The organism is Streptomyces sp. NPDC101191 (assembly GCF_044767915.1).
GTDB lineage: Bacteria > Actinomycetota > Actinomycetes > Streptomycetales > Streptomycetaceae > Streptomyces.
The window spans coordinates 10,435-34,304 of record NZ_JBIWOU010000002.1; the positions used below are offsets into that span (position 1 = coordinate 10,435).

The 23,870-nt window shown below is 67.7% G+C and carries 23 protein-coding genes and 2 pseudogenes; 10 read left to right on the plus strand and 15 right to left on the minus strand.

What is annotated here, in order from left to right; translation table 11 throughout:
- Nucleotides 1-203 precede the first annotated feature (203 nt).
- The 7 genes from ACIRQF_RS07005 to ACIRQF_RS07035 form a co-directional block, all read right to left on the minus strand.
- On the minus strand, nucleotides 204-839 hold the full coding sequence (locus ACIRQF_RS07005) for a hypothetical protein (RefSeq protein WP_404089593.1): 636 nt from the start codon (nucleotides 837-839) through the stop codon (nucleotides 204-206).
- On the minus strand, nucleotides 836-1,360 hold the full coding sequence (locus ACIRQF_RS07010) for an RNA polymerase sigma factor (RefSeq protein WP_404089595.1): 525 nt from the start codon (nucleotides 1,358-1,360) through the stop codon (nucleotides 836-838). Before ACIRQF_RS07010 ends, ACIRQF_RS07005 begins: the two co-directional genes overlap by 4 nt.
- Nucleotides 1,357-1,611, minus strand: coding sequence for a hypothetical protein (locus ACIRQF_RS07015; RefSeq protein ID WP_328565101.1), 255 nt, complete (start codon nucleotides 1,609-1,611; stop codon nucleotides 1,357-1,359). Before ACIRQF_RS07015 ends, ACIRQF_RS07010 begins: the two co-directional genes overlap by 4 nt.
- Nucleotides 1,612-2,649: 1,038 nt before the next feature.
- Nucleotides 2,650-3,222 (minus strand): DUF6262 family protein, encoded by a 573-nt coding sequence (locus ACIRQF_RS07020; protein ID WP_404089597.1) that lies wholly within the window; start codon nucleotides 3,220-3,222, stop codon nucleotides 2,650-2,652.
- Complete coding sequence (locus ACIRQF_RS07025; protein ID WP_404089599.1) at nucleotides 3,219-5,705, minus strand: tyrosine-type recombinase/integrase; 2,487 nt, start codon at nucleotides 5,703-5,705, stop codon at nucleotides 3,219-3,221. Before ACIRQF_RS07025 ends, ACIRQF_RS07020 begins: the two co-directional genes overlap by 4 nt.
- 11 nt (nucleotides 5,706-5,716) lie before the next feature.
- Complete coding sequence (locus ACIRQF_RS07030; protein WP_404091710.1) at nucleotides 5,717-6,358, minus strand: tyrosine-type recombinase/integrase; 642 nt, start codon at nucleotides 6,356-6,358, stop codon at nucleotides 5,717-5,719.
- 21 nt (nucleotides 6,359-6,379) lie between these two features.
- Nucleotides 6,380-6,874, minus strand: a complete 495-nt coding sequence (locus ACIRQF_RS07035) for a hypothetical protein (protein WP_404089601.1) — start codon at nucleotides 6,872-6,874, stop codon at nucleotides 6,380-6,382.
- A 276-nt stretch (nucleotides 6,875-7,150) separates the two neighbouring features.
- On the opposite strand from ACIRQF_RS07035, the gene ACIRQF_RS07040 reads away from it, so the two are divergent.
- Nucleotides 7,151-8,188: a helicase associated domain-containing protein gene (locus ACIRQF_RS07040; RefSeq protein ID WP_404089603.1), complete on the plus strand. Its 1,038-nt coding sequence runs from the start codon at nucleotides 7,151-7,153 to the stop codon at nucleotides 8,186-8,188.
- Between the two features lie 199 nt (nucleotides 8,189-8,387).
- Here ACIRQF_RS07040 and ACIRQF_RS07045 read toward each other — a convergent pair whose 3' ends face one another.
- Together ACIRQF_RS07045 and ACIRQF_RS07050 are read right to left on the minus strand one after the other, a co-directional pair.
- Nucleotides 8,388-9,035, minus strand: a complete 648-nt coding sequence (locus ACIRQF_RS07045; protein ID WP_404089605.1) for a hypothetical protein — start codon at nucleotides 9,033-9,035, stop codon at nucleotides 8,388-8,390.
- A gap of 268 nt (nucleotides 9,036-9,303) precedes the next feature.
- Complete coding sequence (locus tag ACIRQF_RS07050; RefSeq protein ID WP_404089607.1) at nucleotides 9,304-9,975, minus strand: hypothetical protein; 672 nt, start codon at nucleotides 9,973-9,975, stop codon at nucleotides 9,304-9,306.
- A 281-nt stretch (nucleotides 9,976-10,256) separates the two neighbouring features.
- Between ACIRQF_RS07050 and ACIRQF_RS07055 the strand changes: the two genes are divergently transcribed.
- Nucleotides 10,257-10,553 carry a hypothetical protein gene (locus ACIRQF_RS07055; RefSeq protein ID WP_404089609.1) on the plus strand — a complete coding sequence of 99 codons (297 nt, stop codon included), beginning with the start codon at nucleotides 10,257-10,259 and terminating at the stop codon, nucleotides 10,551-10,553.
- A 657-nt stretch (nucleotides 10,554-11,210) separates the two neighbouring features.
- On the opposite strand, the gene ACIRQF_RS07060 is transcribed toward ACIRQF_RS07055, so the two are convergent.
- Complete coding sequence (locus ACIRQF_RS07060; RefSeq protein WP_404089611.1) at nucleotides 11,211-12,251, minus strand: hypothetical protein; 1,041 nt, start codon at nucleotides 12,249-12,251, stop codon at nucleotides 11,211-11,213.
- A 163-nt stretch (nucleotides 12,252-12,414) separates the two neighbouring features.
- Here ACIRQF_RS07060 and ACIRQF_RS07065 point away from each other — a divergent pair, with 163 nt between their 5' ends.
- The 5 genes from ACIRQF_RS07065 to ACIRQF_RS07085 all read left to right on the plus strand — a co-directional run bounded on the left by ACIRQF_RS07065 (nucleotide 12,415) and on the right by ACIRQF_RS07085 (nucleotide 18,143).
- Nucleotides 12,415-13,005: a hypothetical protein gene (locus tag ACIRQF_RS07065; protein WP_404089613.1), complete on the plus strand. Its 591-nt coding sequence runs from the start codon at nucleotides 12,415-12,417 to the stop codon at nucleotides 13,003-13,005.
- Nucleotides 13,006-13,490: 485 nt separating this feature from the next.
- A complete protein-coding gene (locus ACIRQF_RS07070) occupies nucleotides 13,491-13,778 on the plus strand; it encodes a hypothetical protein (protein ID WP_404089615.1) in 288 nt (95 codons plus the stop codon).
- 138 nt (nucleotides 13,779-13,916) lie between these two features.
- A complete protein-coding gene (locus tag ACIRQF_RS07075; protein WP_404089617.1) occupies nucleotides 13,917-14,159 on the plus strand; it encodes a hypothetical protein in 243 nt (80 codons plus the stop codon).
- 1,442 nt (nucleotides 14,160-15,601) lie between these two features.
- Nucleotides 15,602-16,114 carry a hypothetical protein gene (locus tag ACIRQF_RS07080; protein ID WP_404089619.1) on the plus strand — a complete coding sequence of 171 codons (513 nt, stop codon included), beginning with the start codon at nucleotides 15,602-15,604 and terminating at the stop codon, nucleotides 16,112-16,114.
- An 889-nt stretch (nucleotides 16,115-17,003) separates the two neighbouring features.
- Entirely contained in the window at nucleotides 17,004-18,143 is a 1,140-nt protein-coding gene (locus tag ACIRQF_RS07085; protein WP_404089621.1) for a NucA/NucB deoxyribonuclease domain-containing protein, read from the plus strand.
- A 48-nt stretch (nucleotides 18,144-18,191) separates the two neighbouring features.
- Here ACIRQF_RS07085 and ACIRQF_RS07090 read toward each other — a convergent pair whose 3' ends face one another.
- Nucleotides 18,192-18,650, minus strand: a complete 459-nt coding sequence (locus ACIRQF_RS07090; protein ID WP_404089623.1) for a hypothetical protein — start codon at nucleotides 18,648-18,650, stop codon at nucleotides 18,192-18,194.
- Nucleotides 18,651-18,807: 157 nt separating this feature from the next.
- Between ACIRQF_RS07090 and ACIRQF_RS07095 the strand changes: the two are divergent.
- Together ACIRQF_RS07095 and ACIRQF_RS07100 are read left to right on the plus strand one after the other, a co-directional pair.
- Nucleotides 18,808-19,404, plus strand: a pseudogene (locus ACIRQF_RS07095) (hypothetical protein).
- 819 nt (nucleotides 19,405-20,223) lie between these two features.
- Nucleotides 20,224-21,438 (plus strand): hypothetical protein, encoded by a 1,215-nt coding sequence (locus ACIRQF_RS07100; RefSeq protein ID WP_404089625.1) that lies wholly within the window; start codon nucleotides 20,224-20,226, stop codon nucleotides 21,436-21,438.
- 153 nt (nucleotides 21,439-21,591) lie between these two features.
- Here ACIRQF_RS07100 and ACIRQF_RS07105 read toward each other — a convergent pair.
- Nucleotides 21,592-22,028: pseudogene (locus ACIRQF_RS07105) on the minus strand (hypothetical protein).
- Complete coding sequence (locus ACIRQF_RS07110; protein ID WP_404089627.1) at nucleotides 21,950-22,168, minus strand: hypothetical protein; 219 nt, start codon at nucleotides 22,166-22,168, stop codon at nucleotides 21,950-21,952. The pseudogene ACIRQF_RS07105 and the gene ACIRQF_RS07110 overlap by 79 nt, the downstream one beginning before the upstream one ends.
- 218 nt (nucleotides 22,169-22,386) lie before the next feature.
- Between ACIRQF_RS07110 and ACIRQF_RS07115 the strand changes: the two genes are divergently transcribed.
- Complete coding sequence (locus ACIRQF_RS07115; protein ID WP_404089629.1) at nucleotides 22,387-22,602, plus strand: DUF6207 family protein; 216 nt, start codon at nucleotides 22,387-22,389, stop codon at nucleotides 22,600-22,602.
- Between the two features lie 67 nt (nucleotides 22,603-22,669).
- Here the strand turns inward: ACIRQF_RS07115 and ACIRQF_RS07120 are convergent, their stop codons facing one another.
- Both ACIRQF_RS07120 and ACIRQF_RS07125 read right to left on the minus strand, forming a co-directional pair.
- Nucleotides 22,670-22,810: a hypothetical protein gene (locus tag ACIRQF_RS07120; RefSeq protein ID WP_404089631.1), complete on the minus strand. Its 141-nt coding sequence runs from the start codon at nucleotides 22,808-22,810 to the stop codon at nucleotides 22,670-22,672.
- Nucleotides 22,811-22,942: 132 nt separating this feature from the next.
- Nucleotides 22,943-23,767: a hypothetical protein gene (locus tag ACIRQF_RS07125; RefSeq protein WP_404089633.1), complete on the minus strand. Its 825-nt coding sequence runs from the start codon at nucleotides 23,765-23,767 to the stop codon at nucleotides 22,943-22,945.
- Nucleotides 23,768-23,870 lie beyond the last annotated feature (103 nt).

Genomic DNA, 23,870 nt, shown 5'->3' on the forward strand with positions numbered 1-23,870 from the left:
CCCTTTTTGCCCCTCAAAACCCCCGGGCGGGTGGCCCAAAATTGGGGGGGGGGGGGGGGGGCAACCCGGGGGGGGGGCCCCCCCCCGCGGCGGGGGGGCCCCCCCGCCACCTCAACGAGTCGTCTGGCCTTGCAGCGTGAAGGCCTCATGGAAGCTGATCTACAAATGCTCTCCTGTGTGTGGGCGCGTGAGGCGCTGTCGTGTCAGCACCGCGGTCCGCCGGTCGTGTGGTCCAAGTGGGTCAGGAAGTCCTCGATCTCACGGACCAGATTCTGTGATCCCTCAGGCATTCGGACGCCAGCTTCTCCCAAGGCGGAATCAAGCCTGTCCGCAATGAGAAGAGGTGGGCACGCGAATGCACTCACGAATGAACGGAATGATTCATCAGCTTGCTCTCCCCCTAGCGAGCACGCCGATAGATTTTCTTCGTTCTCGACATCGAGAACATGAAGGTAATCCAATGCATCCTGATCACCCTTGAGAGCTGCCTTTTTCCACCACCTTCGCGCTTCATCATCCCTGTCCAGGAACTCAAGGATCTCTGCTACGCGACGTGTTTCCGGTGGTGTTGCGGAGTCATCGATCTCCTTTTTCAGGAGAGAGTGCAGTTCACGGCGCACACCGAGTCGATGATTTCCGATCCCAGAGCTTTCCGGGCAGGGGGCGGGGGCCGGGGGCCAGCCCGAAGGCTGGCCCCCCTCCGCCTGAACAGGGTTCTCGCCGATCCGAGAACCCTTAGAAACTGCCTGCTCAGATCCCTCGAGCAGCAGCCACAGGGCGAGGAGCCGGATGGCTCCCCGCTCCTCGGGGTGGTGCGTCCAAGCGGACAGGTGCGTCATACGGTTACCTCCTCGCTATGTTCGTTGATGGACTTCTTCAGGTTGTTGGCGGCGGCTTTGATGTAGCGTTTCACCGACTCCTCCTTAATCTGGAGGTGCTGTGCAACCACGTCAGGGCTGAGGTCCTGCAGAATGCACAGGGTGATGACCTCGCGCTGCCGTTCAGGGAGGCTTTCGACGAGTTCGCCGATGCCTTCCTTAATCATTTCGTAGGCGGCTTCGGGAACTCCGATGCCTGATTCCTTTTCGGGCAGTTCATGAACGGGAACCATGACCATCCGCTTGTTTCGGCGGAACTGGTCGATGACCGCTCGCTTCACCGCAGTGCGGCCGTAGGCGGTCAGGGACCCCTGCCCGGCGGTAAGGAAATCCCACCGCCGGTACATGTTCAGGTAGACGTCCTGCACAGCGTCCTGGGCGCTGTGCAAGTCGCCTGCCTGGGCCCGGGCCAGTCGGGAGAACGCCTCGATGGTCTCGAGGACGAAGGACTCGAAGTCCGCTCCCGGGGCGGCCTCGCTCACGCGGCCTCCCGCGTGCCAATGGCCCGGTGGCCTACCGGCTCGGCTGCGTCCTTGCGGAACAGCCACGCCGGCCGTCCCTGCTCGAAGCGGGCCGCGGCGCCGCCGTCGGGCAGGGACTGCGCCATCGCGACCATGGTGGCGCGCTGCTCGCGCTCCGCCCGGGTCTCGATGTACGCCTTCACAAGCATCTCCACGACACCCTTGGCGCGGCGAATCGCGAAGAACAGCAGGACCAGCACGGGAAGTGACACCCCGCCCGCTCCCACCCAGTACGACCAAGTCATCGACCAGGCCTTCCAGTAGTGACGAACTCGTTGATGGACACAAGGCCCTCATCCCTTACACGCCACAGGGGGGTCGGAACCGGATGCCGGATGGCAAGAATTTTTCCCAACTCCCCCTACCAGCCCGCCCCTCACACTGTTTCCCCAGGTCACGTGGCTCTCAGGGGTGGAAGATTGATGCGTTCAGGAAGGATCCGCGTCGAGCCGAGGGAGACCCCACAGAGCCTGTACAGATCTACGCACGGCAGACCTCACCGCTATCGGTTCAGTGGGTTCCGCTGGTCTTGACGCACACCCATGTGGACCGCTCCGCAGGGGCCCGGGCATGTACCCCCTAGGCACGGCGGCAGGGCGCGCGGGATGACGCCGAGGTGCTGCTGAACGCAGCCGGGCGGCGGCTCCTGGCGGGCCTGCGCGGAGGCGGGGAAGACGTTCTGGCGCAGGCGTTGCCGTCTTGGGGCAGGAGGATGCCAAGCTGCCTGCCGAGGAGAAGGACGTGCCAGCGGAGGCGTGGCGGATCGGTCGCCGGGCCAGCGGCGTTCGGCTGCAGGCTGTGCCCCGCCCGGCGTACGGGGACGGCAGTGCGGGTCGTGCGGTATGCACCGTGGTCGCCGCCGCGCTGAAGGTGGTCGGGCGCGGCAGCCCCGGCCGACACACAACCGACTGACCGCGCCCCTCCCCGGCCGCGGCCGTGTCGCCCATCCGCTGCACCCGAACGTAGGAGCGGCCAATTCACGTAGATGTCGGGGACGATGTACAGGTCGACGGCGGCGAGGACCAGTCGCTGGAGTACGCCCGTCTCCAGAACCTCCACCCTCCCCCTGCACCGGGCGGGCGACGTCGAAGCCGTAGCGGCGGGCCAAGGCTGGCCACCTCGTGCAGCCGCCGGGAGGCCGTACCTGCGGGCGGCGCCGTTGCCGGCGCGGGAAACATCAAGTGGCTGGAGCAGTTCGACCTGCAGGAACCTTGAGATATCGAGACGGCGCGGACCGGGCACGGCGTGAGTTACACGATCTTCTCAAGGCTCCTGTTCTCTTCTCGGATCATGCGTCGGAGGCTGGTGCGTGCCGCGCCCAGGTCTGCCTCGAGGCTCGTCACCTGACGGTGAAGGGCGTGGTTGTCTTCAGTTGCCTGTCGAAGCGTGTCTTGGAGTCGCTGATTTTCTCGGGTGAGCTGGTCTATGCGTTCGGTCAGGTCCTTGGTGCCGAAGGCGTCGAGTTGCTGCCCGAGCTGCTGCCGGATGGCTTTCCGCATCCGCTCCTTCTCTTCCCGAAGGTTTCGGACCTCCTGCCTGGCCAGCTCGAGTTCCGTACGCAGCGTCGTGTTAGGGGTTCGAGTGTCTACGAGTCTGGAGCCTGAGGGTTGCTGGCGTTGCTGGGCGGCTTCGATGTGTTCGCGGATGCCTTCGGTGTAGGTGAGCCAGGTGGAGACGCCGGCGGTGCGGGCGACCGCGGTGTGCGTGATCTTTTTGCCCTGTTGTTCCAGAGTGGTGAGGGCGGTGAGGGCGCGCTGGCGTTTGTCGAGGCTGTCGCGGCGGCGAGCCTGGACGAGGGTGTGCGCGTTGCCGTGGGGGTTCATGCCGGGTTCGTCCTCGTGATCACGGTGAGGGGCAGGAGGGTGTGGGTGCCGGCGCGGGCTTTGCGCAGGATGGCGCTGGCTTCTTCGATCTCCTGGCGTTCGGCGTCGGGGAGGGCTGCGAGTTGGCGGCGCATGCGGTCGGTGACCTGCTCGTAGGCGCTGATCTGGGCGGTGAGGGCGGTGGTGACGAATTCGGCGGCGTCCATGGCCTGGGCTGTTTCGCGGTCGGCGCGTAGTTCGTTGATGTGCTGTTCGATCGCTGTGAGGTAGGAGGGGTCGGGGCGGTAGTAGCCGCAGCCTGCGCATTGGAAGCGGATGGGGCAGGAGCTGCCGCCGGCTTTGACGTTGCTGGGTTCGGTGCAGCCGCCGTAGGGGACGGCGATCGAGCGCAGTTCGTATGCGGACTCGGAGCAGGGGCTGGGTCGGCCGTGGTTGTCGACGACGTGTGCGGAGAGTTTGGTGACGGCGTCGCGTTTTCGTTTGAGGGAGACGGTGTAGTAGCGCTGGGTGGTGCTGACGGACTTGTGGTCCATCAGTTCGCGCAGGACGTCGAGGCGGGTTCCGGCGTCTGCGTGGCGTTGTGCGTAGGAGTGGCGGAAGGCGTAGGCGTAAATGAGGGCACGGTCGAAGGGCAGTGGGTTGCCGTGCTGGTCGGCGCCCTCGTCGTGGAGGTAGGGGATGGAATCGACCCAGTGGCGCAGGGTTTCGCCGAGGTAGCTGGTGTGCAGGTAGGGGCGGGTGGCGAGGTGGGTCAGGGCGGGGAAGAGGAAGTCTGCACCGGCTGCCGGGAGGGTGGGCTGGAGCTGGTCGCGTCGGGCTCTCCAGGTGCGGATGGCTTCGGCGGTGGATGCGGTGATGGGCAGGCGTCGGCGGTACCGGCGGGTCTTGTGGTTGTTCCAGATCAGGGAGATCTGATCGTTGCGGGTCTCCAGGCAGTCCAGGGGCAGGGAGAGGACTTCAAGGGGGCGTCGCCCGGTGTCCCTGAGCAGGATGTAGAGAGTGCGGTACATCAGTTGCAGGTCTGCGGGGGCGAGGGTGCGCTGGCCTCGGGCCTTGCCCTGCCCGAGGAGGTCGAGGTGGGCGTCGAGCTGGCGGATCACCGGCTCGGGGATGGCTTTGCCGATCTCGTCCTCGTTGGCTTCCTCTTGTGCGATGCGGTGGGTGGCGGGGTCGCGGACAAAGGCGGCTGAGAGGTTTTCGGTGGTCCCGGAGCGCCGGCTGTAGTCGATCAGGGCGAAGAAGTGGCTCGCGATGGACATCCGGTAGTTCCAGCCGGCGGGCTCGCCGTCCAGTTTGAGCGCGGTGCGGAACGCCTCGACCACCGCGGTGACGTCGTCGTAGCGCAGCCGTGCGGGGTCGTCGGTGCCCGGGCGAGGCGCGAGCGCCCGGGAAGCGAGCTCCACCCCGCGCAGCGTGCGGCCGAACTCCTCCGCTCCGGGGCGCTGCTGGACCGTCCAAGTCCGCAGCAGATCGCGCAGCCAGCGTTGCCGGATCGTGCGCAGGTCGACGGACTTGGGGGTTCTGATGCCCGCCGGTGTGCGGGACCGCTGGCCCAGTGCCCGCAGGTCCAGGATGTCGTCCTTGGCCGGTGCTGTTCCGGTGTACTCCGCATGGGCGGCGTGGACCGCGGTGCGGACGCGGGTGAGAAGCCTGAGGACGGCGACGGTGGAGCGCGGGCACATCTGCTCGTCGGTGACGGCGCTGACGCGTGTGGCGGTGCCGACGAGGTCGCGGACCATGCGGCGGACCTGAGCGGGCTCGAAGATCCGTAGCCAGGGTTCTGCCTGCTGCAGGCCGTAGAGGACCTCAAGGCGCAGCGGTTCGGGCAGAGGAAGGAGGCTGAACTGGTGCGGGGCGAGGTACGGGGGCTGCTGCGCCGCCCATGGGGCTACCGGGGCGTCGGGCTGGGAGCGGCGGTGTTCGCGGAAGCGCTGCGCGTGGTGGCGGCACAGGCCCCGGCCGTACAGACCCTGCAGTGGACAGGCGGGCGCCGGGCATGCGGGGGTGTCGGTGTAGGGGGCTGTGGTGTCTTCCCACCGGCCGGGGTGCTTGCGATTGGTGTGGGTCTTCCACTGGGTGTAGTGCGTGAGGCACAACTGCTTGCAGTGGCGTGGGCGGACACAGCGCTGCCCGTCCTTGCTGAAGCCGCACTGGTCCGGCACCCCGCCGAAGGTCACCCGGTTGCGTTCGGGCACGAACGTGCGGGCGAACTCCTCGGCCGGCTGGGGCGATGTCTTCTGTTGCTCCCTACAGAAGGGGCAGAAGATCCCTGCCGGGGAGACCACCGTGTCGCACACCTCCGTGCGGCACAGCGACACCGAGCTGCGGGGCTCATGGACGCTGCCGGTGAACAGCCAGCAGTCCGGCTGCCACTCGGTGGGCCGCCAGGCAGAGTCCAGGCGGGCCGTCAGCCACGGCCCCCACCCCTCTTGGCCGGAGTCCGGCGGGACAGCAGTGCGCGGTGCGGGTACCAGTGCGGTCACGGAGGGGAGGCTCACGGGCGTTCCTTGAGAGAGTCGATGTGCTCGACGGCAGCGCGCGCCTCCGCGTCGTCGACATGGCGGTAGCGCTCCATCGACAGAGGTGAGGCGTGGCCCAGCAGCCGCTGCACCACATCCCGGTCCACTCCGTCGCGCAGCCAGCGCGTCGCTGCCGAGTGACGCAGCATGTGCGGGCGGCACGCATGCCCCGCGGTACGGGCCAGGCGGTCGAACGTCTCCTTGGTGTTCGGGTACGACATGGCACCGCCCAGCGGCGGGCGGAACAGGTTCACGAAGACCATCTCCGACTCCGCGGCCTGGGCCACCCGGTCCCGCTCGTACTGGTAGTCCGTGTACAGCGCGACCAGCTCGGCGGTGACCGGCACCATGCGGGAGAAGCGGGACTTCGCCAGAGCCCGGTTGGGGTTGTCGGTGCGGCGGCGGACATGCACGTGCGGGCCCTCGATCCCGCAGCCCACCGCGCGTGAAGAGGTCAGCAGGTGCATGTCGCCACGGTGCAGACCGAGCGCCTCGCCGATCCGCAGACCGGTACAGGCCAGCAGCGCCACCAGGAAGCGGTCCCGCGCTCTCGGGGCGGTGGCGATCATGTGGCGGATCTGTTCGTCGCTGAGGTCCTCGTAGCCCGGCTCAGCGATCCTGAAGCGGAACGAGGCCGCCTATACCTCGCGCCTCTGGCCGGACTCGCCTGCGTCGTAGCCGGGTGGAGTGAAGCGCAGCAGCTTCGGCTCCGACAGCAGGGTGGTCGTGGAGGCCGGCACCCAGCCATGCGTAGCACCGAAGCGTAGGAACTCCGCCACCGCTGTCATCACCGCGTTCGCCGTCGCCCGAGATCGGAACCGGGCCGGCCCCGGCTGGGCCCTGCTGCTGCGGGACGGCAAGGGCGCCTCGACGAGCCAGTGCTGCAGCCCGGCAAGCCCAAGGAAACCCGGCGCCTTCCAGTCCAGCCGCCGCATCAGGCAGTAGTTCAGGTAGAGAGCGACTCTGCCGGCGTAGACCCGCTCGGTATTCGGTGAGCAGTCCTGGGCCCGCAGCGAAGCGAGATAGGCCACTGCCTCGGTCTGCAGACCGTAGGTCCGGGAATCGACCACCACCCACCGGCTCACGCCCGTCGCCGGAGAGACAGCCCGCTCACCCACGTAGATCCGTTCCACGTGCCGAACGTAACCACCACTCCCCCGCCCTCACCCCGGGATCGTCACGCAACCATTCCCGCAGGTGACAACCCAAACAAACATCCCTCACAGTCTGGCTACCCCTAGATAAAGGGCCTGCGGGCTCACGATGAAGAGGCCATCGAGCTGTTGGCGATCCCGCAAGAGCCCCAGAAAGACGTCGCACAGCCGTCCACATACATCGGCCCGCCGCCCGCAGAAGGCGAAGACGAATCCCGCCTCCTACTCCGCTTCGCCGCCCCCAGGGACCCGGTGATGGTCGCCGACTGGGTGTCCTTCAACGTCATCGACACGGAGAAGCAGGACTGGGCCCGCGGCTGGGCAAAGCTCAAGGACTTCGTCGAGCGTGAGGGCCACGCCCGGGTGCCGTACGAGCACAAGGAGGGCGCGTTCCCGCTCGGGCAGTGGGTCGCAGAGCAGCGGCGCGCGTACGCAGCCGGGCAGATGAACGGCCGGCGCGCGGCGCGGCTGGAGAAGCTGGACATGGCCTGGTCGGCGGCCGACGCACGGTTCCAGGAGAACCTGGCGGCGGCACGCGTGTACTACCAGGAGCACTGGACGCTGTGCGCACCCCGGTCGGCGGCCGCGCTCGACAAGCCGATCGGGCAGTGGCTCTCCAACCTCCGCCGCCCCGGCGCACTCGACGGGCACCCCGAGTGGAAGGCCGCGCTCGAGGCCGTGGACGAGGACTGGAACCCCGCGTGGCCCCCCGAGTGGCAGCGGCACTACGCCGTCGTACGGGAAATGCTCGCCGAAGAAACCATCCTCGCCTACATCGAACCCGGCGTCACCGTCCACGGCATGGACATCGGCAAGTGGCTCACCCGACAGCGCCAGCCCGAGGTCTGGGCGGCCCTGGCCGACGGACAGCGCGAACGCCTGGAAGCCGTCGGCGTCGTCCCACACGTCCAGGCACTCGAGGAGCCTGCCGGGGCAGAGGAGCCCGCAGAGCCGTCCACGGCACCAGTGAGCGCCTTCGAGAGGGGCATTGCGGCCCTGGCCCAGTACAAGACCCGCACCGGCTCCCTCACCGTCCCCAGAGCCCACGTAGAACGGCTCGACGACGGCACCGAAGTCAAGCTCGGAGTGTTCCTGTCCAACAGCAAGAGCAGGCGCGCCAAGCTGACCGCCGACAAACTCCAGGTCCTGGCCGACCTCGGACTCACATGGGCAGCGTACGCAGACGGCTTCGCTCGTTGGAGACCCCGCACGCGACCAGGACGCGGGGATGACGCGAGGACGGCTCGCCGGCCTCCTCGCTCGGGCGGTCAGCGTGCGCCCAGAATGGCCTGACATGCCTTCTTGGTCTGGTGCGCGAGGGTTGCAAGACAGTGCAGCAGCGGATGATGGTCACCTCCGGGCGTTGGCCGAGGCCGCGGTGCCCCGTGGGCCGGGTGGCGGGGACTCGATAGGCGCGGCGGACGTAGCGGCGGTGGCCATCTCAGTTCTCCTCGGTGCGCGGGCTGGCGGTGGGCCGTCCGGACCGGCAGGCTTACGCCAGCTTGCCCGGGGCGTACTCGGTGCACAGCTTCTTCTTCGGGTTCCACACCCGGATGGGCGTCTTCACCCACAGCTCGGGCAGAGGCTCACCCGCCGGGACCGGCCGCCACGACGCGTCGGGCACAAGGATGGCCTTCAGTCGCGGGATGGGCATCTGCTCGTGCTGCCACGGCATGCGCCACTCCCGCTCGTGAGTCCAGTCGGGCTGTCCGCCGGTGGGAACCACCCAGTGCCCCAGACCTGCCCTGTCGAAGGCCTTCAGCGTCATCTCGCAGTTGATGTAGGCGACCTGCCCGCCGCCGGCGCCGAGGATCTGCCCGCGGCTCATGACGATGGCGTAGGGCTCGTAGCGGCGCTTCTCCATCAGCCACGCGAGGTGACTGATGGGGGCCTCGGTGAAGCACACGCACCGCTTCTGCTCGGGCCGCACCTGCTTGCTATAGGGCCGGAACGTGCGGATGAGCCCGGTGGTGAGGATCGACTGCAGGCGCTGCTCGGCGGTCATGGCCCGAATGTCCGCGGCCACCCAGGACGGCGGCTGCCGGTCCCCCCGGCTGGTGAAGTGGTACAGGTCGTCGCTCTGCACCGGGCTGATGTCTTTCTCATCCATGTACTGCATCGATACCTCGATGTCCTGCATGAGGCGTCCCCCTCCAGTGGTGTCCAGGCTGCCCTCAGCGAGCCCGATGACTGTTCGACATGTCCGTGGTGGTGCGGCGGACGACGATGCGCACCGCAGCCCGGAGGGACTGCCCGGGCCTGGCTTTGTCCAGGAGTTTGAGCACCGGCAAGCTGGACCCCGCCACAATCAACAGCCGTATGGGGACGGCCGATCTGCAATTGAGCTGCGGCGATGGGCTGTTTCACCCTGACCGCCATGCCTCGCGGCCTCGAACTGGCCTCGCGCCTCAGTGATCGCGGCCAGTGCCCGCCCGGCCTGCGGTGAGCACCGGCTCGGCCGCCACGCCCGTTCGCTCGGCCCGCCGCCTCGACACCCGGCGCCACGCCCCCACGGCGGCCAGGAGCGCCAGCCCGTCCATCACCGCCGCGGACAGCCCCATCGCCGCGACCGTCCGCCACGAGTGCTCGTCCAGCTCCCCGCCCTCCGGCGACGCCCACAGCCGGATCCGGTGCCCGTCCGGGTGCATCTTGTCCGCCGGGCGTACCTCGTCGAAGGTGCGTCCGGCGACCGACCAGACGTACCGGCACTCGACCTCGTCCTGCGGCCCCGCGCCCTCGTCCCAGCGTTGGCCGGTCACCCGGCAACCGCTGAGCTCGATCGTCACCGGTTCCGTCGTCCGCCCCCGGAGCTGGACCTGCTCCACCGTGCCGCCCGTGGTCGCGATCCCGGCCAGCACCAGTACCGTCAGCCCGCCGGCGGCCAGCGCGTCGGCCCACCGGTCCAGACCCGGCCGGAGCCTGAGCCCGACCAGCGCCGCCACCAGGCCCGCCCCTAGCAGGACGAGCGGCCAGGCCGTCCACGGCCTCCCGTCCGCCCAGTTCCACAGCAGCACGCTCGCCCCGACGACCGCGGCCACCGAACCCCCGACCGCGACGTACCCGCCTACCTTCTGCGCCACTTCGCACCCCCTTTGCCCCCCGCTACCCACCCGTCCGATCCCGCAACCACGCCGCCACCCACGCCACGATCCCGCGCGTCTTTCAAGCTAGTTGCGTGCCCACCCCAGGACCTGAAAATCGAACTGCGATGGCTCGGGGTGCTGTCGGAAGTGCTGAACAACTGCTGCTCAATCTCGGGTTCTGGCACAACTTCTGTGGTGCGGTTGGGGGTGAGGGTGCGTCTGCCACACTTGCGCGGTGCGCGCCGCGGCTGGCGGTGCAGGGGAGAACGGATCTCAGTGTGTCCCGATGGACTGTGCTTGCCATACCCGTCGACGGTGTCAGCGAGATGGACCGAAACGCGCGTACGCTCGCGGAATTCGACGGCAGTGCGGAGGAAGCCGAATCGGCCCTGCTAGAGGCGGCGAGCACGTACGAGCACAAGCTCTGGAAGGTGAACCGACGAGAGATCTTCAAGTGCTCCAGCCGGTCCTACTTCCTCCGCATCCACGGCCGAATGGCTACGTACGGGTTTCTGCTCCAGCTCGCGGAGCTGGTCCACGACACTGCGGAACCCACAAGCAAGTCCCCCGCCTGAGAACGATCCACCACAGAAGTTGTGCCAGAACCCAATCTCGTGGACAAAGCCACGGGCCGGACAAGCGCTGTCAAATCCCGCGTTCTCGTCGACAGAGCCAGGGCCGTTCACGACGGCGACCTGAATCCGCTGGGCGACAAGGCGTACGATTCCCGAGCCGTGCGGCGCGAGCTGCGCCGCCGGCGCATCATGCCTGTGATCTCCCGCAAGGGCGCTCCGAAACATCAAGGGCCTGGGCAAGCTCCGCTTCGTCATGACAGCCTCCCGGAAAGCCCCCCGCGGATGCGGAGTGTGAGGGAAGCAGAACACAGCGGCTTCGGGTGCTGAAGTCCCGGTGCGCGAGCGACAGCGAGAAGGCCAGGAGCGGTCCGGGCTCGCGCGGACTGGATTGCAATCCACCCGCAGGGCCGCCTGCGGCCCGAAAGACGGCACCTGCAGCCGCTGTGTCGCTTGAGGGGCTTTGCTTCGGCCCGCCCCGGGGCGGGGACTGCTCCTTTGAGGGCCAGCCCCGGTACGGGCTCGGACACCCCGAGGCAGTCACACCAATGAAGGGGCGGCCCCGGCCGATAGAACCCAAGTGGGGGACTGGCGGCACTGGGGCCAACAGCTCGTCGATCCGAGCGACAGCGCCGCCAGGCGCGGGCAACTAGAGCGCCCTCACGCCTCGTCCGCCCATACGGCCGTGACACCGTCCGCCTGGACATGCACAGTCTGGGACATCTCGCGGTACCCCCACGAAGCCTCGTCCGGTGCGATGACCCATGCCTTGGCCTGGAAGGCAGTGGCCGGCAGCTTGTCCGCCGCGCACACCTTCTCAGGGCTAGTCATTGTCGCGCCGGGCGCAATCTCGACCTGCACTCCGGTCCCCCACCGTCCCGGGCAGGCATATGCCGTTCCGGCCTGGACGTAGGCCATTTTGATCTTGACGATGACCGGCTTCTTCCCCGGGTTGGACAGCCACACTGCGAAATCGAGCTTCTTGGTGTCGACCTGCGTGCACGGGCTCCACGCCAGTCCGCTGACGTACCGCAGGCGAGCACACCGGCTGTTGTCTCCGATGCCGGGGGTGGGAGAAGGAGCTGCCGGGGGCGCTGCGGCCGGAAGTGACGCCTCCTCGGACGGCCCGGCCTGAGGCCCGGACTCGGCTGTGGCCGACCCGGGGGCGCCGATGTACCGCACCCCGAACCCGAGTCCAGCGAGAACCGCGACTCCGCCGAGGATCGCCATCACCCCCCTGCGGCCCCGGACGTGATGAGCGACGGGCCTGCGCACCGGCTGGCCGCCAGAGACGTCGGCTTCTCCGGGTGGTAGGCCGGCCTGTGGCAGCTGAGGGCGATCACCCGTCTCATCGCACCCGGCGGGGGGCGCCGGGGCGAGCGCCTCCTCCAGGGCTTCCCAGCGGCTGGTCCATGCCGCGAGCTCTCGGGTGATCCGCTGTTCGTCGGCCTTGGCATAGGTGAGACACGCCTGCACATAGGCGAGGACCACCGGAAGGGAGGGCTGGGTCTGCCCCCGGGCGGCAATCGAGAAGGTGGTGTCCGAGTAGGCGCTCCCCACCTTCGCCGACCAGGTTGCCAGTTCCCGGTAGGCCGGAGATCCGCACTCCTTGCGTAACTGGCGGAGCTCGATGGCGAACACCGCCAAAGGGCCCTCTGCGGGGTCAATCCGGGCTTCCTGCCGGCCCTGCTTGCTGACCAATCGGTCCCTCCTCGATCCGGCTTGATGACCGGTTGATGACCGGCCGCCAGAAGTGTGGCGGGTCATCAAGCCCCCGGCAAAAGTGCAGGCAGTCGAGCCGCTCGGCCGTCCATCCGGGCGCTTCGAGGAGGCGGGCTCGATCTCTCATGAGGAGGAAACCAACATGAAGTTCGGACAGCAGCTGGCCCGGGCGGCCACCCCGGTGGTGGGCTCACTCGCGCTTCTCGCCGCGGGCATGGCGACCGCTCCGGTCGAGGCGCAGGCCGCCCCGCTGGGACGGGTGTGCATGTTCGAGGCTCCCAATGGGGCCTATGGTGCGGGACACGCGGCCTTCGCCATCAAGGTGCGTGGAGAAGCGAACCACTGGATCTACGGCTCGTTCGGCAGCTTCGTCGACTCGCCGAGGGCGGGCTGGATCAAGGGCGGCACGTGGGAGAAGGCCCGGGCGCACTTCACCGACGTCAAGGACAAGAAGGAGCAGTACTACACCCGCTACCGCTGCGTGAACACGCGGGACGGTGACGTGAGGCGGGCTCAGTCCTGGTACACCGCGGTGAAGAACAGGGGGTACAACCTCTCTACCAACAACTGCCTGCACATGTCCATGGCGGTCTTCAAGGGGTACAGCGAGATCCTCCGCAAGGACACCCGTCTGCCGAGCGCCACGAATACCCGCCCGAACTACTACTACGAGGCCGTCCTCAAGAACGCCAAGTGGGAGATGTCCCACCGCCTCGACGACAAGAAGAAGTAGCCAGGCTCGTCCTGAGCTCACCGCCTGTCCGGCCCTAGCCTCCCTCCGGCCGGCAGGAAGCAGGGAGGCCCATCCTCTGGACCGGGCTGAAACGCATAAGGCCCCCGTTCCCGGATCGGATCCGGGAACGGGGGCCTCCTGCGAACGAGTGGCGTTATCTGCGGATCAGGGAACCGGGGTCGATCTCCATCGGGAAGGGCTCGTCGAGGTGTGCGATGGCGCCGGACAGGAGCGGGGCTTGCGCTTCTTCCTGAGGTGAATCCGTTATGCAGCTGACCGTAGGTCACCGCACACCGTGCGTCCGGGGGGCCCGCTCTCATCATGCCGCCTCGGCTGCCCCGGTCGCGGCCTCGCGCAGTTGGCTCATCTGTCTAGTGACCAGATGCTGTAGGGGACATTCGAGTGGAGTACGCAGCACTCCGCACCCGTCGCCAGGCTCCTTTCAGTCGTCTTCCCCAGTGGTTAGGACGACCAAGGAGGCACTCGTGACTGGGTTTCAGACATTCACCACGGGCACCGCGGCGCTGCAGGACCTCGACCCGTACCGGTTCCCGGCCGCGCTCGACATTGAGTCGGAGCGCTCGTCAACAATCTGCAGTGCCATGGAAGCCGGTGACTACCTCCTGCCCGCCCCAGACCCGGCGAGCCGCCTGTCCGCTCCACTCGACCCGGCCGACCGCCGCCGACTGGAACTGCACGCCGCCCTGAACACCGCGGGCGTCACGCCCCTGCCCGGTGACCTCGACGTCATCGAAACTCTGTGCGGGCGGTGATGTGCACGACTTCGGGCGCCCTTGCTTCGTGCACTCGACCTTCGCGGCGCCTGCTACTCAGTGGCAATCCAATCGCAAGTTGTTGCTGGCTTCGGGGATGATCGAAGACGAGTTTGAGCATCGTGGAGGGGCGACAGTATGGCGATCAGTGGGCTGCATCCGGAGAGAACGGCTCGGCCTGAGGCGCTCGCCAACGAGTGTCGGCCGCTGCTGACCGATGACGACGGGATGGCTGCTGCGCAGCAGCTACTGACCGAGCGCCGAGTCGAGGTGCTCGATGCGGTGGTGATCACGCGCGAGTTGCTTGGGGCGGGTCCCAAAACCCTTGGCGAGGCGAAGACGATCGTCCTGACGAGTCCAGGTAGGGGGCGTGAGCTGTAAGTACACGATCAGTTCATGGATGCCGTCGAGCGGAACAGCGACCTGGCTGAACAATGAGGCAGATCCCTCGTTCACTGAGTGGTCAGTCCGCCGCCGGTGCGGCGGGAGCGGATCAAACGGACTTCCGGCGCCGGGGCGCGGCGGTCTTTTTCGGCGACGTCGCCGCGGCCATCGTTCTTGGACAGGGTGTCGACACAGCAGTGCACGTGGTCTTGGCCGCGTGGAACCTCACGGACCCTGTCCGCTGCCAGGTGAAGCTCGTATGGCCCCCAGCACTCAGCAGCGAGCGTCGCGACCAGGGCACCGCAGACACATGCCTGATTCATCCCGCCATGCGGGCTTGGCCCGCAGCAACCCTCTTCCCGGGGACACAGGACGAGGCCAAGGCCATCATCCGGGTGCAGGACAAAGTTGCCCCGTGGGCCCGCCGATGTGAGCGACCCGCGATCGTCATCCATCCAAGGCCCACGTCGGTATGCCGGCCTGTCCGTCTCAGCCGGCACGAACGGCGGCCCCCACGGTTCTGTTTCGACCGCGTAACAGCCCCTGGGCATCGTCGCAGGCGCCCGCCGGTCTCCCACAGCAGCCTCAGCAGACGGGTTCCGGGGAGGTGCCTCCGGAACCTCGGGAAGCAGACTCAACGCCCCGTGAGCTCTCTGCCGCACTCTAGGCACTCGAACAAAGTCATCTCAGCTTGTTCCCCCGACCCGCTGCCACAAGCAACGGGAAAGTTCGCCAACACACTTGCTGCCAACCCAAATAGTTGTAAGGACGAGCAGGCCGTCTCCGTCCAGCTAACTCAGCACAAGCTCACGGGGAACGTCCTTCAGCACCTACTCCGAGGCCATGCGCGCCACCGCCTGACGGAACCGCCGGGCGCTCAGACTCTCGGGGGCGCCCGGCAGCTGGCCCAACTGTGTCGAGTTCCCCCCGACCCCTCCCCTGTGCGTCGAACTCGGCGCGCGCCCGGGCCCCGCATCCGCCGCAGCATGACCTCGGCCCTGGTCGGCCTCCGCGGGTTATCCGGGGCTCACGCTCGACGAACTGAAGCGCCTACTGGGCGCCGATTGAGAACGGCGCGCCGCGCAGGTGGATGTTGGGTCCTGAGGTTCCTTATCGCAGTCATGGGCAAAACTGTGACATCGAACAGCGGGTCCTCGTCGCACGTGACCCCTACCGGGACGTTGGGCATGGCCGTTGGGGGCGTGCCGCCGGGTTGCTCCGGAGTGCTGGCACGGACCCGCGCTTCGGTGGACGCATGAGGATCATGTTCGTCGGCTGCCTCATGGTGCTCTTCGGCGGCCTTAGCTACTTTTCGACGATCGGCCCGCTGCACTGGTGAGGTCCGCGGGCGGGCGGCGACCGCCATGCTGAGGTCTCGAGGGTCCGCAGCACGGCGTGGTTTCCAGAGGACGGTCGCCTTGGTTCCCTACGGTCGCTGCGTGACGACTGGTGCGTGGCTTCAGGTTGTAGGCGGGGCCTTTCAGCTCCTCGGTCTTGTGGTGGCGGGTCGTGGTGTGGCTCGTGCCCGGGCGCAGTTCGCTTCCGAGAGGCTTGGATTGTGGGGCTGGTTGCTGAACGGGTTGGTGTCGCCCGGGGGCATGTTGCGGCCCGGGCAGCCTGAGAGGGACGACACGATCGAGGTTTATGGCACCGCCTTCGGTCCGACCGTGGTGGCCCGGCCGGCGCAGGGCGCGGACCGGGAGACGGTCGAGCGGTTCCTCGTGGAGCGGGTCGCGTGGTTGCAGGAGGAAGCGGGCCGGTTGAGGGAGGCCGTTGGTGCGGAGGGCCAGGAGCGCGCCAACGTGGTCCGCAGCTTGGAAGACGTAGTCGACCGGCAGACCACGGAGATCCGTGAGGACATCGCGGCTGGCCTGGCTACGGAGGCCAGGGGTCTGTGGCTCGCCGGGCTGGGAACCGCGCTCCAGGCGATCGGGGCTGGAATCGCACCCTAGTAAACGCCTGGTCGCTGTTAGCGCGGACCACCGGCGACGTGGCGGTCCACCGGTGCGCCGCCGAGGTCCTGCAGGCCCACGTAGCCCCCGCATCCTCGCGCTCAGACGTCGAGTCATGTCGGGCGGCTGGCCGCCCGACACGGGGCACTCCAACGGTCGACACGGCCCTCGCGCGGCGAGCCTGCACAGCTCGGCGCCAGGACGCGGTGTCGGGTGCCAACGCCCCGATTCTGAGTCCGGGCCGCCGTCGCTCGTGAGTGAAGTCGCCAATCGGCCAGTGCGTGGCCGGTTGGCGTCCTCGTCAGCGGTGGGGCCTGTTCCCTGCCCTGGGCGGGCTGTGTCGTGTGGTGCTGCTGCTGGCAGGCGGCGTCGGCCGCGTCCTTTGTCGGCTATTCCGGCTTCGGTCCGTCGGTGACGGCGGGAGGGCGCAGCTTCCGGCGATCGGGACGGATCGGCCAGTTTTGTGGTGGATCAGGACAACGGTGCTGCACCGACTGACGTTTTCGATCATACATTCGGTAGATCTTGGTACGCGGCTGGCCGCGAGGCTGACCCGCGAGACCGCAATGACCGTACGTCCCTTGGGGGAACCATCAACAGCTCCATACGACTCCGCTCCTTACGCACCCCTCTGTTAGCCGCCCTGATGGCACTGGCGTTGCTGCCACTCGCCCCCACCGCTGCTGCCTCTGCGACGGCCGATGAATCCGCTCCTGACCAGGCGCGCACGTACGTCGTACCGGCGGGCTCGCCGCTTCCCTCCGTGTCAGAGCTCCGCGCGGGCGCCGAACGGCGTCTCGCTGCGGCTGAAGCCTCTGCGGAGCCGACGACGCCGCTCGAAGTGGTCGGCCCCGCAGCCACCTACGGGACGAAGACCACCGTTCCCGCCGTGACTCCCCCACCCGCCACACCGAGCGTCCTGGCCCCAAGGGCGCTGGCCGCACCGGCGGCGGTGTCGTATCCCGAACCGGCCCGCACCATGTCCCTGGCCGAGTGCAAGGCCAACATGGGCGGCACCGCGAAGCTCTACCTCAAGTCCCGGTTCGCCGTCTGCACCGCCCTGCAGGTCACCACCGTGTGGGCCCGGTCGTCGGGACAGGTCGGCACCAGCTCCTACACCGTCTACATCCGCGGCACGGTCCCCAAGGAGTCCGACCGCACGATGTTCTTCGACTACGACCTCACCGACTTCGTCTCCGTCGGCACCACCGGCGCCACCGGGATGCGCATCGGCCTGAAGGGCGTCGTGCCCCAGAACTGGCCGGCGGCCGCGAGGCCCGTCCTCAGCAACACGCTCCCCGTCACCAAGACCCTGCCGCAGATGCAGGCCAGCCCCCACTACACGCACACCCTGCGCTACGCCCCCGGCCAGGGCAGCGGCGCCGGCGCGGCGGATCTCATCGCGGCCGTCTACCAGCCCGAGATCGTCACCACCATGCCCCCGGGATGGGTGGGACAGAGCCCCGTGACCGGAAAGCCGTTCATGTTCGCCCCCCGCTGGGACGCGGCCTCGTACCTGCGCAACTCCACGGGTGCGGGCAACCCGGCGAACAAGGGCGGCGCCGCGTTCAGCATGATCGCCACGCTCGAGTACAGCTCCCAGCCCGGCGCCCCCGAGAAGGCCGTGGCCGATCACATCAAGCAGGCGTTCACCAACCCCGGGGCCACCAAGCCGCTGAACGCGCAAAAGAACGTGCCTGGCGACACCGTGCAGGAGCCGCTGCACCGCCTGTTCCTCGACCAGAGGCGCCGGGACCGCAACCGCGCGGTCGCGGTCCGCGAATGCACCCGCGCGTGGGGCGCGAACTACACCGACGGCGGTAAGGAATGCGACGAGTTCCCCTTCGCCACCACCTATGAGGGCTCCGCGGCCTCTGAGTTCGACGTGCACGTCGAGAAGAACAACTTCTCCGTCCAGCCCGTCCCCGGCGCACAGAACGGCGCCGCCGGCAACCTGCTGAGCGGCTTCTACAACGCCAACCGGATCATCGACGGCGTGGAAGACGGCTTCATCGTCAAGATCAACTGACCCGGGTGCGTGTGGGCCGGCTGCCTCCTTGGCGCCGGCCCACACGTGTCAGGCCTTCGGCCAGAAGTCGATCACGTACTTCTCCACCCCGTAGGCGACGCCCTCCGTCTGCGTCACCCGAGCGACCTCATCGCGCCCGGTGCAACCCACACGCACCCGCCACCACCCCGGCCTGCCCAGCCGGATCAGGTGATCCGACCGGCCAAGCGTCATCGTCCACACCGCGACATCCCCGGTCGTCGACTCGAAGTCGACCTCACCGCGCTCCTCCCACTCGCTCTCAGTGGCGGGCGGCTCCGAGGCCCAGACCCTGACCTGCACGCTGGCGGTGTGCGTGTGACCGCCGCTGAACAGGTCGAAGCGGCGCTCGTGCTCCTGAAGGAAGACGCCCCACTCGTAGCCGTCGCCGAACGGTACAGGCACCGCGCTGTCGTCGGACTCCTGGAACCCGAACCCCCGGAACGCGACCTCGACGTCCAGCAGCTCCTGGTGAAGTAACTCGGGCACGACGCCTCTCTCCTCCCCTTGAGGCCTGGCTTTCAGCAGGCCGGCTCTTGAAACCTACCTCCGTGCTTGCTCGGGCTGGCCCTGCACGCCGCGCGTGACGAGAATCCGTAGTTCCTGTCGGGCCGAGCAGCCTGACGACGTGGTCGACAATGACCGCATAGATGTCACTGAGCTGCTCGAATCGGCTTCCCTCCTCGTCCCGGAAGAAGTCGCCACCGACAACGACATCCCGGTGCAAGACGTCTGGGACTATCTCGCCCAGGACGAATGGCAGATCGCGCTGAACCTGCTGTAGGAGCTCGGAGACGGGCAACCGCTGCCCTTGACGTTCTGGGAGCAGCTTGCCGAGGCGGCTGAGCAACTCGGCCTTGAGCGGAGCGTGGCTTGGTACCACTGGCGGTGTTCCGAGATCCGAAACGGACTGTTCCGGGCGGATCTGACGCTTCGTCCACCCACGGAGGCCCGACGCAGGACACCAATCTCCGGTCACGGCGTTCTGCGACCCATGTGGGACATCGGGAACCTCTCGCCGACCGGGGGTGTTGCGGTGAGCATCGCAGGGCTCTGGGTCGAGGACATGCCCTTTCTGGAGCCCGGCGGCCGGGCCACTGTCCGCCTTGTTCCCCTCACTCCCACTCACTGGACGCACGTCCAAACCGGCCAGCAGATCAACATGCACGAGGACCGGACCCTGGCCGGCACCGCAGTCGTGCTGGAGGTTCACCTCCCCACCCCCGCCATACCCACGAGATGACGCCGACCGTCCCGCCCTCACGCTGGTGCAGATATCTCCGTACTCGGCGGAGCAGTCACAGGAGTACGTCGACAGCAGGTGTCCGGGCTCTTTGGAAACAATTGTTTCCAACCGGATCGGCGGTGATACCGGCGGCGACAGAGCTATGCGGGGCGCGGGCTGATGGCTGAGGCCGATCCGCTGCGGCTGTTCACCGAGGCATGCCTGCACGGGCTGAAGGCCCGGCTCTGCGACGACATCGATCTTTCAAGTGCTCGGAGACGTGTCGTCTGCGGAGATCCTCCTCACCGCCGGCTGGTGGCTCCTAGCCGTGACTGCGGGCCTGTCCTGCATCGGCATCGGCGGGCTTCTGGCCACCGCCTTCAAAGCCACGGCGCCCCCCTCCTTCCGTTCAGGCCCGGATCCGGACGCGGAAGTGGACAGAGCGAGGGAGGCGTGGCGGAACGCCCTGCTGGAGCGTGGCATCGAACCGTTCCTCCGGGACGCCCGCGCCGGCAGTGAGGTCCTTCCGGGCCCCCGGCTTCCCCACTTGTCCGAGCCTGGCGCCGAGGGCACCCGGTCGCGGCCGGAGTGACGCACGGCGCTACCGTCCCGGCACCTCCAGGTCGATCGGTTGACGCTTCGGAAGCCGTCTGAAGGCAGTGCGTCACGCGGTGACGACGACGTGAGCGGACCCGCGCTGGGCGGATCCGTGCCCGGGGGACTTCCGCGGCATGGCCCCCGCACTGCGCTCCCGTGTGGAATACCAGCGGCCTTGGGACGGCTGAGTCCGTACCATGGGACGTCCGAGAGGTTCAATTCATTCCAGGTGAGGACAAGTTGAACGAAGAAGGCGTTGTCGTCGTAGCCACGTCCGTTGCGGTCACGACGATCGACGAAGTGCCCGGCCTGATGCAGAGGATTAGGCCAGACTGGCAGGCGAAGAACTTGATCGAGAGGGTGCGCCGCATCCTGCCTGTCGATCCGAGCAGCGCCTGTCAGCGTCTGTTCAACGCCGCAGTCCGGGACCTCAAGGACAAGATCCTCATCGTAGGCGTTGGCATCGCCGGCGAGGCTGCCAAGGCGGCGAACCCGAAGCTCCCTCCGATCCAGAACGCTGAGGACGTCGAGCACTACACGACCTCCAACTTGATCAAACTCGCCTACCGCATCGGGCTTCTCAGCCGCGCCGAGTGGCGCAAGATGACGCGGGTATACGACATCCGCAAGGACTTGGAGCATGAGGACTCCGAGTACGAAGCAGCCTTCGAAGATGTCGTGTACACCTTCGCGACATGCATCGACGCCGTGTTGTCGAAGGACCCGATCACATTGATCGAGGTGCACGAGGTCAAGCAGATCATCGAGGCCTCCGGCCCCATCACGCTGGACACCCGCCTTCTGACCGACTTCGAGCATGCCCCGGACCAACGGCAGCAGGAGATCGTCCAGGTCCTGGTGAGCACGGCTCTGAGCGTCTCTGAAGCCGATGTGGTCCGCGAGAACGCCTACCTGGTGCTCCAGGAGCTGCGCGAACTCACTCGAAACGGCGTGCGCCTGGCAGTCGCCAAGATCCTGCTGGACCGGCTCGGGCGTACCTCGCTGGATGAGCTCACCGTACGTGTGGCCCACGCCGCTGGCCTGCTGCCCTACCTCCACAAGGGGCAGCGAAAGGACTTCTTCGCGAAGCAGCTCGACAAGCTCAACGACATCGGCCACCACTGGAAGCAGCACGAGGCCCACGGCCCCGCGCTGCGGCTGTTCGAGGAGTTCGGCGGTCTCACTGAGGTTCCCGACGACGTCAAGCCCGGGATCGTGAAGTGGATGGTGCGCTGCTACATCGGTGAGCCTGGTGGATACGGCGCCGGGATCAACCGGAAGGTCTTCTACAGCAACCGAGCCGCGCCCATCATCGAGGAGCTCTTTCTCAACAGCCGGAGCGACATCCAGAAGATCGTTGAGGATCTCCAGTCCGATAGGGACATTCGTCGCTCCAGTGAGAACGAGCATGTGAACCGCCGTTTCCAGGATCTGCTCGACATTGTCAGCAGCTGATTGAGGCCCCCACTGCCCCTTCGGCAGTGGGACCATGAGTAGGAGCTCATCCTGCTTGGACGACCACGAGTTCGCGTGGGCCCGCCGGTCCGTCTTAGCCAGCGAGGGAATGGCGGCGGAGCTGTGATCTGCTCCGCCGGGCCTCACGGTATGTCAGCGGTCGATCGGAACTACCTGGTCCAGGCCGCTCTCACGCAAGATCTGCTGGACCGTATCGTCCATGGCGCTGGACGAGTCGATGACGATCTCCAGGGCGTCGGGGTCAAGTCCTTCTCCCGGTACCAGTCACGCAGGTGGTCGGCGGTGACGTGCTCCAGGTACTGGGCATCGGGCTTCGTCGCGTGCCTCCGTACAGTCTCGGCGTAGGGCACGTCCAGGTAGTAGCAGCGCGAGACCCCACGGTGTGCGCGCACCAGGTTCTGGAGCATCGTGCCGTAGCGGTCGGCATACAGGATGCCCTCCACGACGACGTGGAAGCCGTTGTCCAAGGCGTAGCGGGCGGTCAGATCGATCAGGCCGATTCGCGGTTCTTCGGCTCGGTGGTGAAGGCCACCCATCCATCTCCCGGTAACGGGTCGGTGCGGCCCCACAGTCCCTCGCCCTGGTCCCGGCCGGTGCGCTCGATCGCGTCCGGGTTGTCGAGCGGCAGCCGTTCGTCGTTGATGAACGGCAGGCCCGGGACGGGGTGATCGGTACGAAGTCCGTTGGCCACCGGACGGAAGTCACCCAAGATCTTCTCTCCCTTGCGACGTGAGAACCCGCGCGACGCGGGGGTAGGTCCCCCCATCCCTGCGGCAGCATCGGCTCCGTTAAACCGCTGGGACGGGACATCGAGCGGAGCCGACGAGGGTCCGTCCGGCCGGGCGACGTGCCTCTGGTTCGCGCACGTGCGGGTGAACCCATCGCGGCCAGCGAACCGCCCCCCGCCGCGCTGTCGTCGACAAGGGGATGAAGCCGATCGACGAACAGCACATCGCAGAGCCCGGCCTGGTGGTACTCGACATCACCGGCGGGGACGAGGACACCGTCCGGGCCGTCATGACCGCGCTGGAAGAGCGGTGGGCAACCTCCGGCATCGTCCCGATGCGACGGGACCCTGGCGAGCCCGGTGTCCGGGCCCGGATCTACGCCGACGTCCTGCGCCCGGGACGGGAAGCCCTGTAGCCACAGACCCTGGGCAAGCCTCCCCGCGAAGGGCTTGCCCAGGGCCGCCTTGGGCTTGCCCCGGTGCTCAGGCTTGCCCGGCCGCCGGCCCCCACAGGGGGTGAGCACGCCCGGTGCCGTGGCAGTGGGAGCACAGTCCGCCGCCGGGCGTGCTGTGCGCGTCGATGGTGTTGACGGCGTCGCGCAGGAGTTGGGTGAGGCCGGCCACGTGGTCGGTGTGGAGGGCAAGCTGTTGGCGCTTGCCGAGCAGGATCTCCAGCGCGGTGCCTGGCGCGGCGGCACCCAGTTCCTAGGTGATGCCGCAGCGGCTGTCACGCTCCGGCCACCGTCCCGGGCGGGGTCAGGCGCCCTGGGGGAGCCGGCCGACCAGGCCGGTCAGCTGGGAGCTGTAGCGCTTCAGCTCGGCCGACACGTACGAAGAGCCCGCGCTCAGCTCACGTGCTTTGCGCTCCTGCTCCTTCAGGCAGGCCGCAGTGAAGCCGCCTATCGGGCCATGGCGCACGACTTGGTCTCCGGTCGTGAGCACGCTCTCGCTGCCGGAGGGGTCCATGTACGTCATCTTCGGAGTCGTGATGCTGCTGCCGTCGTCGAGACGCAGGGTGATCGTGAAGGTGTAGACACTGGGCAGGACCCCGTCGGGGGCCATCTCCGGTCCCACGGTGAAGGCGATCCGTTCCTGCCCTTGCGGGGGGAGGGAGTACTTGAGCTTGCGGGCCTGCCGGAAGGGTGCCTTGGCATCGGCGGGGACCTTGATGTCGTACCGGGCTTTCACCTCCAGACCGCTCGCCCCGTAGGGGCACCCCACGTGGGCGGCGGAGCTGAAGTCGAACTCCGCCTGCGAGACCAGGGCGGGGTTCTCCCCACTGTTGCGCAGGACCACGGTGATGAGCGACGCCTTCCACTGCGCCGTCTCGCCCGCCTCGTCTCCTCCGGCCGAGGTCCAGTCCGCCCGGATCTCCTCCTCCTTCGCCAGGTCGACGTCCACCAGCTCCACCTCCGCCCCCGACTCAGGCTGGGGCTGAAGGTTCGGGAACAACAGGAACACCAGCCCCAAGGCCCCGCCCAGGGCAGCGATCACGCCGCCGACGACCGCGATGATCCCCTGCGGGCGCTGCAGGAAGGGCCGCTCCGGCTCCTGAGCAGCCCTGCTTGTACCGTTCGGCACGCCGGACTCGGGTGTGGTTGCTGCTTGGCTGCTCGTGCCCGTCGGCCTGATGGCCTCGGGCGCGAGTTCGGCAGAGCCAGGCGCGCTGGCTGTACTGCCGGAC